At 42.8% G+C, this 12,133-nt stretch carries 12 protein-coding genes and 1 pseudogene; 10 read left to right on the top strand and 3 right to left on the bottom strand.

Annotation, left to right across the window (positions count from 1 at the left end):
- Positions 1–474: pseudogene (locus M313_RS0119680) on the top strand (MFS transporter); the annotation flags it as partial.
- A gap of 331 nt (positions 475–805) precedes the next feature.
- Positions 806–1,201, top strand: a complete 396-nt coding sequence (locus tag M313_RS0119675; RefSeq protein WP_010199328.1) for a VOC family protein — start codon at positions 806–808, stop codon at positions 1,199–1,201.
- Positions 1,202–1,296: 95 nt separating this feature from the next.
- Here the strand turns inward: M313_RS0119675 and M313_RS0119670 are convergent, their stop codons facing one another.
- A complete protein-coding gene (locus tag M313_RS0119670) occupies positions 1,297–1,866 on the bottom strand; it encodes a TetR/AcrR family transcriptional regulator (RefSeq protein ID WP_010199327.1) in 570 nt (189 codons plus the stop codon).
- A 148-nt stretch (positions 1,867–2,014) separates the two neighbouring features.
- On the opposite strand from M313_RS0119670, the gene M313_RS0119665 reads away from it, so the two are divergent.
- Both M313_RS0119665 and M313_RS0119660 read left to right on the top strand, forming a co-directional pair.
- Complete coding sequence (locus M313_RS0119665; RefSeq protein ID WP_010199326.1) at positions 2,015–4,072, top strand: efflux RND transporter permease subunit; 2,058 nt, start codon at positions 2,015–2,017, stop codon at positions 4,070–4,072.
- Positions 4,072–5,877 carry a hypothetical protein gene (locus M313_RS0119660; RefSeq protein ID WP_010199325.1) on the top strand — a complete coding sequence of 602 codons (1,806 nt, stop codon included), beginning with the start codon at positions 4,072–4,074 and terminating at the stop codon, positions 5,875–5,877. Before M313_RS0119665 ends, M313_RS0119660 begins: the two co-directional genes overlap by 1 nt.
- Positions 5,878–5,923: 46 nt before the next feature.
- Here the strand turns inward: M313_RS0119660 and M313_RS24170 are convergent, their stop codons facing one another.
- The gene (locus M313_RS24170; RefSeq protein ID WP_010199324.1) at positions 5,924–6,718 is read right to left on the bottom strand and encodes a sporulation protein; all 795 of its coding nucleotides are present in this window, start codon (positions 6,716–6,718) and stop codon (positions 5,924–5,926) included.
- A gap of 168 nt (positions 6,719–6,886) precedes the next feature.
- Here M313_RS24170 and M313_RS0119650 point away from each other — a divergent pair, with 168 nt between their 5' ends.
- The gene (locus M313_RS0119650) at positions 6,887–7,240 is read left to right on the top strand and encodes a PadR family transcriptional regulator (RefSeq protein WP_010199323.1); all 354 of its coding nucleotides are present in this window, start codon (positions 6,887–6,889) and stop codon (positions 7,238–7,240) included.
- Positions 7,227–7,889: a permease prefix domain 1-containing protein gene (locus tag M313_RS0119645; RefSeq protein WP_010199322.1), complete on the top strand. Its 663-nt coding sequence runs from the start codon at positions 7,227–7,229 to the stop codon at positions 7,887–7,889. Before M313_RS0119650 ends, M313_RS0119645 begins: the two co-directional genes overlap by 14 nt.
- A 131-nt stretch (positions 7,890–8,020) precedes the next feature.
- On the opposite strand, the gene M313_RS0119640 is transcribed toward M313_RS0119645, so the two are convergent.
- Positions 8,021–8,590, bottom strand: coding sequence for a biotin transporter BioY (locus tag M313_RS0119640; RefSeq protein ID WP_010199320.1), 570 nt, complete (start codon positions 8,588–8,590; stop codon positions 8,021–8,023).
- Between the two features lie 151 nt (positions 8,591–8,741).
- Here M313_RS0119640 and M313_RS0119635 point away from each other — a divergent pair, with 151 nt between their 5' ends.
- The 4 genes from M313_RS0119635 (at position 8,742) to M313_RS0119620 (ending at position 12,003) form a co-directional block, all read left to right on the top strand.
- A complete protein-coding gene (locus M313_RS0119635) occupies positions 8,742–9,125 on the top strand; it encodes a VOC family protein (protein WP_010199311.1) in 384 nt (127 codons plus the stop codon).
- A gap of 110 nt (positions 9,126–9,235) precedes the next feature.
- On the top strand, positions 9,236–10,018 hold the full coding sequence (locus M313_RS0119630; protein ID WP_010199309.1) for an SDR family oxidoreductase: 783 nt from the start codon (positions 9,236–9,238) through the stop codon (positions 10,016–10,018).
- 727 nt (positions 10,019–10,745) lie between these two features.
- Positions 10,746–11,273: an RNA polymerase sigma factor gene (locus M313_RS0119625; RefSeq protein ID WP_010199306.1), complete on the top strand. Its 528-nt coding sequence runs from the start codon at positions 10,746–10,748 to the stop codon at positions 11,271–11,273.
- The gene (locus M313_RS0119620) at positions 11,248–12,003 is read left to right on the top strand and encodes a hypothetical protein (protein WP_010199304.1); all 756 of its coding nucleotides are present in this window, start codon (positions 11,248–11,250) and stop codon (positions 12,001–12,003) included. The genes M313_RS0119625 and M313_RS0119620 overlap by 26 nt, the downstream gene beginning before the upstream one ends.
- Positions 12,004–12,133 lie beyond the last annotated feature (130 nt).

Genomic DNA, 12,133 nt, shown 5'->3' with positions numbered 1-12,133 from the left:
TTGGAGGGGGATATTTATGGCATCCAGGGGATGGTGTATGGTCTGGGTGCCGTGTTAGCTGGGATTTTTGTTCCGGTTGCAGCGCGGAAGTTTGGAGATGAAAAGCTGGTTGCAGCGACGATGGTACTTTTTACGGTGGCCATATCGGTCATGGTGTATCTACCTGTTGGCGGCTATCTGTTCATGATGCTGTTGATCGCGCTTGGTAACGGTGGGGCAAGGGTTGCGAGGAATGCCTTCATGATGGATCGGATTCCGAATGAGATTATTGGTAGGGTCGATGGGATGTTGAGGGCAGTTGGGCTGTTGTTGCGGATTGTGTTGTTGGGAATGTTCACGGGGCTTGTGTCCATGGGGCAGATATTGCTGTGTTTTACGATTTTAGCAGGGATTCTGGTTGTCGCTTCGAGTTTTGTGGTCGTTTTTTCGCGGAAAAGTGTTGGAGTGGCTGGTCAGGAGATCGTTAAAGTGTAAAAGGAGCCGAAATGCATGGCTCCTTTGGTTTTGATTGGGGGTGGCGTGGTGATTTATAGTCCAAGTTTTGGATTTATAAGCCAACTTTTTTAGGTTTATCAACCAACTTTCAAAAATATCAACCACTTTGGGCAATTTAAATGCCATTCGGCAAATACCGACAAATATAACACCTAATTTTAATTGAACTCCCTACCACCTGGGTCGGCGTGCCTGTCCCCTCAGCCCACAGGAGATTTCCATATCTTCCTAACTTGTTATTGAATGCTAGTCTAAAGATGAATTATGATAGAGAAGTAATGAAAGCGTTTTATTTAATAGGAGGGGTACGATGGGGAGATTAGTTCATTTTGAAATTCATGTGGATGACATGGAGCGTGCGAAGGGGTTTTATGGAGAGGTTTTCGGTTGGTCGTTTCAGGATTGGAGCGAGTATGCGGGCACTCCTTATTTTGGAGCTGTGACAGGGGAAGAGAGTGAGCTTGGAATTAACGGTGCTTTGATGCAGCGAAAAGGTGCTCCACCTGAGGCCAATCAACCTCTAAATGGGTTTGCCTGCACAATGGGTGTGGAAGAGTACGATGCCACGGAAAAGTTGATCCTTGAGCATGGCGGGAAAGTGGCCGTGCCAAAGTATGCGTTGCCTGGAATGGCGTGGCAGGGGTATTATGTGGACACCGAAGGCAATGTGTTTGGTATCCACCAGCCAGATCAGAATGCGAAATAGAAAGATTTAGAGACAAGACCTGATGTGGGGGTCTTGTTTTTTTAGTGAAATCACCAAAAACGGGTCGGCGTGCCTGTCCCCTCAGCCCAACCGGGTCACCGCACCTGTCCCCTCAACCCACGGTTCAAAAATTCATTCAACAGTCCCGCCATCTCCTTGGGCGTTTTGTTCATCCCACTCTCCAACCAGTTCTTAATCATATAAATACTTCCACTCACAAAGAATATACTTAAGTATTCAAAGGTTTCCGTGTCGACTTGTTTATGAGGAATGAAGTTCTTCAATATGTATTCCTTCGCGATCATCATGCCTTTTTTCTGAAATTGCACTTCGGTGTTTTCGCTCAATAAAATCCTGCAAATATCACTCTTTGACGCAATATATTCAAAGATTTTCTCGGTCATTTGGTATGCCTCGTCTTCTTTTGAGAAATTATATTGGTTAAGCGTTTTGACCATGTCTTTAGTAAATTCATCGTCTATGGAATCCAGCAGATCGTATTGACTGGAATAGTGGGCGTAAAAGGTGGAGCGGTTTATATCGGCTTTTGTACATATTTCTTTTATGGTAATGCTTGCAATGGATTTTTCCTTAAGTAAGTCCAGTAAACTTTCCTTCAGTACCATGCGTGTGTATTGCTTTCTTCTATCCATTTTTTCGCTCATCTTTATCACTGCCTTTCATATAAAACAACACAATAGAATGATTTGTTGTCTATCTAACATCCGGAACGCAACTGTCTGTTGAATACGCAACACGGTGTCTAATATAATAATAAGATGAAAAGGGGTACGACACAAGAGAGGATGAACAATGATAAATATTGCATCACGTATTATAAAACATAAAAAGGCTGTTTTGATTGTGTTTGCGTTGGTGACCATCATCTCGACCGTGGCGCAGTTTTTTGTCTCGGTCAATTATAATATGGTAGATTATCTGCCAGATGATGCCCAGTCGACAAAGGCAATGGAGATCATGGAAAAGGAATTTACCGGCTCTGTACCGGATACGCGGGTCATGATATCTGATGTGACTATACAGGAAGCCGTTACGTATAAAGAAAAATTAGAAGCCATTGATGGAGTGGCAGAAGTGATTTGGCTTGATGATGTGGTCGACTTGAAAACGCCTCTCGAAATAGCGGATCAAGAGATGGTCGAAAGCTATTACAAGAATGGCAATGCCTTGTTCTCCATCAGCGTCCGCAGTGGGGATGAGGTAGCGATTACGGATGCTGTTTACGAGTTGATTGGCGAAAATGGTGCCATTGCTGGAGAAGCAATCAACACGGCGACCTCACAAAAAATGGCGGGGAATGAATCAATGTATGCGGCCATGCTGCTTGTGCCGATCATCATTTTCATTCTGATCATTTCCACAACATCTTGGGTAGAGCCGGTATTCTTCCTGACAGCGATTGGGGTGTCTGTCCTCATCAACTTAGGAACCAACATCTTTATCGGCGAGGTTTCCTTTGTGACCCAATCTGTTGCGCCGATTCTGCAGCTCGCTGTGTCACTTGATTATGCAGTGTTTCTTTTACACAGTTTTTCAGAATATCGAAAAAAGACGAACAATCCTGAAGAAGCCATGGAGCTTGCGATGAAAAAGTCCTTCCCGGCCATTACGGCAAGTGCGGCGACGACGTTTTTTGGATTTATCGCCCTAACTTTTATGGAATTTGAGATTGGTTCTGACCTTGGATTAAACTTGGTGAAGGGGATTGTCCTAAGTTTCATAAGTGTGATGGTGTTTTTACCAGCACTAACATTGTTCTTTTATAAATGGATGGATAAGACGCAGCACAGAAGCTTCATTCCAAGCTTTGAAGGGATCGGGAATTTTGTCGTGAAGTTCCGAGTTCCAAGCTTACTAATTGTGCTTGCTCTCCTTGTTCCGGCGTTCCTCGCGCAGTCCAATACCTCTTTTACATATGGATTTGGGGAACTGCCAGACCATACAAGAGCGGGTGCGGACTATAATAAAATCAACGAATCGTTCGGGGAAATCACACCGATTGTGCTTTTAGTTCCTAAGGGCGAGGTGGCAAAAGAGGAGGAGCTTGTGGCGGAGCTCGAGTCCATGGACTATGTCACAAGTGTCGTTTCTTACGTAAACATGGTGGACCCTGTGATTCCACCGGAGTACTTAGATGAAGAGGTCCGGAACGAATTTTATTCGAAAAATTATAGCCGGATAGTTATCAACACGAACCAGGCGACAGAAGGGGACATTCCTTTTGCCATTGTGGAAGATGTGGATAAAGCCGCATCAACGTATTACGGAGATTCCGCGCTCAGCCTTGGGGAGAGTGTGACGTTGTATGATATTAAAAACACAGTGACAAAGGATAATATATTAGTCAATGTGTTGACGGTATTGACGATCGCCATTGTGTTATTGATTGGTTTCCGGTCGATTTCGATACCGATTGTATTGTTATTGACCATTCAGTCTTCTGTGTGGATTAACTTATCAATTCCGTATTTCTCACAAACCTCGCTGGTGTTCGTGGGGTACCTCATCATCAGTACCGTGCAGTTAGCGGCAACGGTGGATTATGGGATTCTGTTTACAGAGGCTTACACGCACCACCGCAAGGAAATGTCTGCGAGGAAGGCCATTATCAAAACGTTGGATGAGAAGACTTTCTCGATTTCGATTTCAGCAGCCATTCTATCAAGTGTCGGGTTTATTTTATGGATTACGTCTTCCAACCCGATTGTCGGTTCAATCGGATTGTTGTTAGGAAGAGGTGCTTTACTGGCGTTTATCATGGTGTTGTTCTTCCTGCCGGCGATGCTGCTTGTGGGCGATAAATTCATCAAGAAAACGACCTATAAGTCCAATTTTAAAGAGGAGAAGTGATGATGAGAAAGAAAAAACTACTATATGTTACACTTGCCGGAATGATTTTCTTGCCTTCATTTCTTGGCAATGCGAGTGGCGTTTACGCTGAGGAACAACGGAATGTCCGCACTAAGGAAGAGGTTGTCTATGCCACGCTGAAAGCCAATGGTGACCTTGGACCGATCTATGTCGTGAATACTCTTGAGGTTGCGAAAGCTGGAGAAATCCTAGATTTTGGTGATTATAAAACGGTTAAAAATTTAACGGATATGACAGAGCTTGAGCAAGACGGTGAGCGTGTGGTGGCCGATGTGGAACAGGAAGGGAAGTTCTACTACCAAGGGGACTTGGAAGAAGGAACGGAACTGCCTTGGGATGTGACGGTTACGTACCTTTTAGATGGACGTGAGATAGATCCTGCTGAGCTTGCAGGGGAAAGCGGTCATGTGGAGATTCAGGTGGAGACTGCGGAGAATAACAACGTTGCGTCTGTCTTTTATGAAAATTATTTGCTGCAAGTCTCCCTTACACTGCCGAATACGTATCAGAATATCGAAGCATCCGCTGGTGGCATGCAGGCGAATGTCGGGAAAAATAAACAGATAACGTTTACGGTGATGCCTGGAAAAGAAGAACAGCTTCTTGTGGAGGCGGACGTAGAAAACTTTGAATTCAATGGTGTGGAGATTGCCGCAGTCCCATCCAGCCTTCCGATTGATACAACCGGAACGGAAGGGATGACTGATGACATGGCAGAGCTGTCTGATGCCATCGGGCAATTGAATGATGGAGTTGGCCAGCTGCAGGACGGAGTTTCTGAGTTAAATGGCGGTGCCGGGAAGCTTCGAGATGGTTCTGCACAATATAAAAATGGCATCAATCAGCTGAATGGATCCTCATCTGAATTGGTTGGGGCATCGAGCTCGATAAAAGAAGCGTTAGGAACGATTAACCGGGAACTATCCGCTGGTGCGTCCGACATTGATTTAAGCAGTTTGACTGAGTTACCTGCAGGTTTGCATGAGCTTGCGAAAGGTTTGAATGATACGGCAGATGGTCTTGCTACTTTACAGGAAAACTACGCTGCTGCATATGCTGCACTAGATGGTGCGATTACTGAGATTCCTGCCGGGGACCTTACTGAAGAAGAGATTGCTGCATTATATGAAAGTGGGGCAGACCCTGCCGTTGTGGATAAGTTGGCAGCTAACTATGCCGCTGCGCAAAAAGTGAAGGGAACTTATGCACAGGTTCAGGAAGCATCTGCGGCAGTGGAGCCATCCTTGAAGCAAGTCGATGGAGCAGTAAGAGGGATAAGTGGCACGTTGACGACGATTGCGGATGAGCTATCGGCTTCACTAGAGGAAACAGATTTGAGCGGGTTGGCTGAGCTGACAAAAGGCATGGAAACGTTGGCAGTCAACTATGATCAGTTCCACTCAGGGCTTGTAAGCTACACGAATGGTGTTGGCGAGCTGTCCACATCCTATTCACAACTTCACACAGGCTTGATTGGTTTGACAGATGGTACGAGTGAATTGTCTACAGGTGTGGATGAGTTGTCAGAAGGAACAGAGGAATTGTATTCCGAAACCAAAGACCTGCCTGCGAAAATGCAAGCTGAGATCGACAAGATGATTCAGGAATACGATAAATCGGACTTCAAACCAGTGTCGTTTGTATCTGAAGAAAATGAGAAAGTGACTTCCGTTCAATTTGTCATTAAAACGGAAGCGATTAAGATGGAAGAGAAGAAAACGAAGGAAGCGGAGCCGGAGAAGAAGAAAGGGTTCTGGACTTTGTTGAAAGAGTTATTTATGTAAAAGAAAGAAGAGCCAATCCAACTTTAGGATTGGCTCTTCTTCTGTCTTACAACACTCTATCAATAATTTTCTCAAACTCATCACTCACAGATCTTCTGTCATTCAAGATCTGCTCATTCTTAAACGTTACGCTGCCTCTGTTTTTATCCAAATTCAAATTATCCACAACCGAGGATAATGGATTCCGACGCAGTTTATCCACATCAAACAGTACTGTCGTTTCCACATCGCCTTGGAAAATATAAACTTCAATCTCTTCTAATCTTTTAAAATACTTTCCGAATGTAGGGACGAACTCGTATTGTTGGCCAAATACTTTTTCCGTTTTTAAATTGAGGGGAAGTTTCTGGCTTTCCATCTGACGGAATTTTAGTCCGAGAACTCTCAGTGCGTCGAGGATTTGCTCATGCACTTTGGTTGGTTCGATGGTGATGTAATCCTTATCTCTTGGATCGAGGGCATTTTTCACATCTGCTTCAGTTGCAATCCAGACGGGCGGGATGTTCTTCCCGGTTTCAGGATCCTGCATGGTAATAGGTGTATCCAAAGGAATCCGGAAAGAGAATGGAATTTCCTTTCGTTCGCCTGCATGAATGGTAAATGATTCGTTTAGTTTGTGCGTATGTATGACCGTGTTGGTGAGGCGGCTGCTCCCTTCATGACCGTAAAGTGTCATCAGTTTTAAATGAATGGCATCAATTTTCTGATTAGAGTTTCCACCTAAAATCTCCACAATCCCATCCAATACTTCTCCTTGCATAAAATAGTTCTTCTTTAGCTTTGTATCTACTTTTGCCGAGCCGATCCCGACACTTGTAATTAATTTTGAAAATAGGGACATTTCTACTCCTCCTTCAATCGTCTACTAATTAGTACGAAAAGGCGTGGGAAAAGTTTCTTTTATAGAATTAGTAATTTGTGGTATTTTACAATCAAAGTACTTCGGTGCAAAAATTACTTTGACACACACAGTAATATGTTGTAAATTATAACCAGGAGGTGATGGAATGTGGAAAACAAAATATCAACCGATTTGATACGGGGCCATACGGATACGATTATTCTGAATGTGCTTCGCCAAGGGGACAGTTATGGTTATCAGATTTATAAGACCATTATTGAATTAAGTAAAAATCAGTATGAACTGAAAGAGGCAACACTTTATACAGCTTTTCGTCGTCTGGAGAAGGAAGGATCTATTGCTTCTTATTGGGGAGACGAAACCCAGGGTGGCCGCCGCAAGTACTACCGGATAACGGAAGACGGTGAGACGCGCTACGAGCAATACAAGAAAGAATGGAAGTTTGCAAAAGAGATACTTAATTATTTGATAGAGGGAGGAATTGAGAATGATGAGAAATAGTGTGGACAAAAAAGTCCAGGCATATGTAGATGGCCTTTTCACCGGCGTTGGTGAGAGTCAGCAATTATTTGATCTTAAAGAAGAGTTAGCAACCAATCTAAAAGAAAAAATTGTGGACTACAAGAAGGACGGAATGGATGAGTCGGCGGCATTCAAGGAAGCGGTTAGTTCCATAGGAGACCTTAGCGGACTTGTTGATGATATGCGTGAAGTCGGGCAGAACAAAGCGAAGCAGGCGGTGTACTCTTCCATGACAGCGCGAATCTCCGCGGCTGGTTTAATCACTGGAATATTGCTTATCTTGTTCGGTGTATTAACATCTACCATGTTGTATTTTATGGATATGGAGTTGGAAGCTGTTACAGGGACGGCGATTTTCGTGGTGTTTGGGATTGCCATCATTACGTATAGTGGATTAACGAGAGAGAGTAGTAAGAAGTATGCGATGAATAGGGTTCGGGCGATTTTGTATGCAGTGGCAATAGGGTTGGTTGCATTTAGTTTGTTTGTAGCATTTACAACAGGTTTTGCGACTGGTGAGGTGTACATTGCGATTAGTTCTTTCATGATTTTTTTCTTAGTAGGTATTGGTTTATGGCTAGGACTTTTATTTACAGGGACCGATCGAAGAAAGATGGTGGCGAGGTGATATCGCAAAGAAATTTGGCAAAAGAAAACCACCTTCTGCTTCGGTAAAAGAAAAAGGTGGCATTCGTACTTAGTTAAATTGTTGAGAGAGGTGTTGGCGCACTTCTCTCTTTTTTATTATACACCAGAGTATTACGCAGCCACATCCCCTTTTACCTGCAAAAGGTTAGCCTGCTTCAGACGTCTTCTTACTGTGATTCCGATCCAGCTTGCTAAGAATGCTTTAATGAGACCAACAACGATGAAAGGATAAACCCCGAATTTCAGTGCATTCGCCCATGTCATATCCATCACAAATTTTAACTGAACTGTTCCCATCACAAGTGTAATAATCATTCCGACGGTATTGGCAAGCATTGCCCACTTTAAAGTGAAAGATGTTTTTTCTAATATGTAGCCAGTGAAGAATGCAGCTAGGATAAAGCCGAATATGTATCCTCCGGTTGGACCGACTAGGACCCCTGCTCCGCCTTTCATTTCTGCGAACACTGGTAAGCCGACTGCCCCAAGCAGGACGTAACAGACCATCGACATTGCTCCATATCTGCTACCAAGGATCGTTGCAGCAAGTCCCACTGCAAGTGTTTGTCCGCTGATTGGCACAAGCGGTAAAGGGATTTCCATTTGTGCGAGTACTGCTGTGATCGCTGCGAACATTGCGCATAAAATTAGCCATCTTAATCTTTCGTTTTTTGCCGTCATTTGATGTTCCTCCATTTTTGTTAACTTTTTAATAAATTTAGTTTACATAAGTTTCGGAATAATGAAAAGACTTTTTGTTCCATTCACTTAAAGGATTTTTATAATTTTCCTAGAAATTGTTACTACATAAACCTTGAAGGAGGAAAAAATAATGATTAGTAAGCTCGGTCAAGTCATGCTTTACGTTAGTAACCAGGATGAAGCGCTAAAGTTTTGGACGGAAAAAGTAGGCTTCCAAGTAATTTCGGAAGAAGATAATGGGGAAGGGATGAGATGGATTGAAATAGCCCCTTCTAAAGAATCGGAAACAAGCATCATCCTGCACAATAAAGAGTTTGTTGCTAGAATGTCACCTGAACTTAACTTGGGTACACCTTCTTTGATGTTTTTGACGGAGGATCTGGAAGGGTTATATGATAAATTGACTGAAGAAAATGTAACAGTTGGCGAGATGGTCCATATGCCTTTTGGTAAGGTGTTTAATTTTGCCGATGGGGAAGAGAATTATTTTGCGGTGATGGAGATGGGAAAATAACAGTCGACTTGATGTGTCTGCCTCTATTCGATCTGCAATGATGGCTTCTTGTTTTGCCGCTACTCCTTAAGGGAACACAAAACGATAACCTATTTATAGGAGGAGTTCAAATGGCTAAAACAATATTCATTACAGGAGCAGGAACTGGGCTTGGAAGAGGTGCTGCGTTAGGACTTGCCAAGAAAGGGCATAGAGTCATCGCCACAACGGAACTGACATCCCAGAAAACGGACCTTTTACGGGAAGTGGAGAATCAAGGGCTGGATATGGAAGTTTTTAAGCTCGATATTACCAACCCTCTTGATTTGGAACAGATGGAGAAATACGATTTTGACGTGTTTGTGGCAAATGCTGCAATCAATGAGGGAGGGCCTCTTGGGGAAGTGCCGATGGAAAGATTTCGGGCCCTTTTTGAAATCAATGTATTCGCGACCCTTGAAACCGCGCAGATTGCTGCAAGGAACCTTGTGAAAAGGGGAAGCGGAAAAATAGTCTTCATGAGTTCCATGGCGGGTATTTCCGCGACACCGTATGTGGGGCCTTACACGGCAACCAAGCATGCATTAGAAGGTATCGCGCAGACGATGAAATCTGAGCTGGAAGAGTTCGGTGTGAAAGTGGCAACCATCAATCCGGGGCCATACGCAACTGGCTTCAATAAACGGGCTGCAGAGGAAAAGTGGAAATGGTTTGATGAAGAAAAGCATTTTACAAGAAAAGCAGATATGAAAGAGCAGGAAGCGCAGCTGAAAGAGTTCCATCCTGAAGATATGATTCAAAAGATGGTGGAAATCATTCCGGCTGATGACCATAAATTCCGCACTGTCTATCCTGAGGAGACAGAGAAACAGTTGAAAGAGACGGAGCAAGAGCGATGGGATATGAGGATTTGAGTGGAAAGTATATAGAGCTGGAGACCTTGCTTTTTGGGAAGGTCTCCGGTTTTTTTGTTGTTTGAATGGTGGTGTTTATGAAGACATGAGTGAGGTAGAAATAGGAGGAGAGATGTCTTCATTCGAGGTATGAAGACATGAGAGAGGTGAAAATGCGAGGAGAGATGTCTTCATTCGAGTGATGAAGACGTGAGTGAGGTGAAATTAGGAGGAGAGGTGTCTTCATTTGAGGTATGAAGACATGAGTGAGGTGAAATTAGGAGGAGAGATGTCTTCATTCGAGGTATGAAGACGTGAGTGAGGTGAAATTAGGAGGAGAGGTGTCTTCATTTGAGGTATGAAGACGTGAGGGCCGGAGAAACGAAAGCAGAAAGGTCTTCATCCGCCTACGTTTAACACTCCATCAAAGAAATTCATCCAAGCTGCCCCCAACTAATCAATTAGCTATGGTAAAATAATCCTGAAAACTAGTTACTAAAGGAGTAGGCCAGTTAATTATATGGAGCGAACTAGATTGTGATGAGTATAAGTTAAAACCATACATATATCAGATATTGAAGATAAGGTCATTGAAACAAATCTGGAATGAAGTGAAGATACTATAAGGATGGTTCTCCTGCTTCTGTGTAAGAGGCAGGAAACCATTCTTTTATTTTTAAAATTATTTCAAAACTTTTTTGAAGTTCGCCCGTCTATACAGTGTCAAAAAAATGAAGGGGGAAAGCCGGTGTCATTCTATAAAGAAAATGAGATAGAGGAGTGGTATAACCAATATCACCAGACTATCTTCAAATATATTATCCTCATGGTCAAAGACAGTCAGCAGGCAGAGGATTTGACGCAAGAGACTTTTTTAAGGGCATATAAGCATCATCATACATATAAGAGGGATTCTTCCCCGAAAACATGGCTCTTTAAAATTGCACATAATTCCACAGTCGATCACCTTCGAAAAATGAAGCCTATAAGGTTATTTCAGCAAGTCTTTCAAAAAGAGCAGTCCGCTTCATCTGAGGATATTGTCATTTTGAAAGAAAATTCACGTGAACTTTATGAGGCACTGAACAATTTAAAGGATAGTTATAAACAAGTTATCATCCTTAGAAAAATAAAAGGCTTTTCTATTCTGGAAACAGCCCACATCCTGGATTGGTCGGAAAGTAAAGTGAAGTCAACCTTGTTTCGGGCGATGCAGACCTTGGGTGAACATATGAAGGAGGAGGAAAATCATGAAGAGAAACAGTTTAGAAGGTGACTACGGTTTGGACCAATCTTTGAAAAGGTTAGAGCATGATGTGGAGTGGAATCATAATAGAGCCGGTTTGGTAAGGGATCGAATCCAAGCTGACATCTATAAGCTGAAGAAAAAACGGAGAGTGACCAAATTTCTTATTGTTGCAGCAATGGTGTTTCTCTTAATGGGTACTCCTCTTTTACTTCAAGAACATTGGGGATCGTTAACGAGTGATTCTACTGAAATAAAAAAGGAAACTGTACTTCCTGTTGACGAACCGATTTCAGCAAAAGAGCAGGAAAATGACATCATTTTGGATTCGGAATATCAATTTTTTCCTTTGAATGCACAGCAATACGTAGAAGGAATTAGCGGTGAGCCTACTATAATGAAGGATTCATATGCTAAATACCCATATCAACTCAGTGACCGTCCAGTGGAATTTCTACATGTCCTGATTGAACCCCATGAACTATCCCAGGAAGAAATGATAAAACAATTGAATCCTGAAGTAAATTTTCATCCCGCTGAAGCCTACGAGTCGGAAGAATTATTAGTTGGAGAACATCCCGCAGTTCTTAAAGTTTCCGGGCAAGTAATGGGAGGAATTAATTTAGAAGTAGTTACTGAAAAATTTGTCTACCTTTTCACAACTCCTAAGTCATTCCAACCTAAGGATATGACAAATGAAGAGATAGAACGGCTAAAAGGAGATTTCATTGAACTTGCAACATTATTTCAATTTAAATGAAGGAGCGGCCCCCTCGTTTCCTAGTGTAAACTAGAATAGCGGGGGAACCGCTCTTTTTTTTTGAAAAACTGTAACCAAAGAACAATCCTCACGTCCTTAAAGTAAGCAAATTTGTGATAGCTATAGAGAG

The sequence above is a fragment of the Bacillus sp. m3-13 genome (assembly GCF_000175075.1).
In the GTDB taxonomy this organism is placed as follows: domain Bacteria; phylum Bacillota; class Bacilli; order Bacillales; family Bacillaceae_I; genus Sutcliffiella_A; species Sutcliffiella_A horikoshii_C.
The sequence above is the reverse complement of the archived record's forward strand: the minus strand, read 5'-3'. Positions and strand labels throughout refer to the sequence as shown.

Coding starts and splice junctions, on each gene's coding strand:
- M313_RS0119675 (WP_010199328.1), top strand. CDS start 806: ATGGGGAGATTAGTTCATTTTGAAATTCATGTGGATGACATGGAGCGT.
- M313_RS0119670 (WP_010199327.1), bottom strand. CDS start 1,866: ATGAGCGAAAAAATGGATAGAAGAAAGCAATACACACGCATGGTACTG.
- M313_RS0119665 (WP_010199326.1), top strand. CDS start 2,015: ATGATAAATATTGCATCACGTATTATAAAACATAAAAAGGCTGTTTTG.
- M313_RS0119660 (WP_010199325.1), top strand. CDS start 4,072: ATGATGAGAAAGAAAAAACTACTATATGTTACACTTGCCGGAATGATT.
- M313_RS24170 (WP_010199324.1), bottom strand. CDS start 6,718: ATGTCCCTATTTTCAAAATTAATTACAAGTGTCGGGATCGGCTCGGCA.
- M313_RS0119645 (WP_010199322.1), top strand. CDS start 7,227: ATGATGAGAAATAGTGTGGACAAAAAAGTCCAGGCATATGTAGATGGC.
- M313_RS0119640 (WP_010199320.1), bottom strand. CDS start 8,590: ATGACGGCAAAAAACGAAAGATTAAGATGGCTAATTTTATGCGCAATG.
- M313_RS0119635 (WP_010199311.1), top strand. CDS start 8,742: ATGATTAGTAAGCTCGGTCAAGTCATGCTTTACGTTAGTAACCAGGAT.
- M313_RS0119630 (WP_010199309.1), top strand. CDS start 9,236: ATGGCTAAAACAATATTCATTACAGGAGCAGGAACTGGGCTTGGAAGA.
- M313_RS0119620 (WP_010199304.1), top strand. CDS start 11,248: ATGAAGAGAAACAGTTTAGAAGGTGACTACGGTTTGGACCAATCTTTG.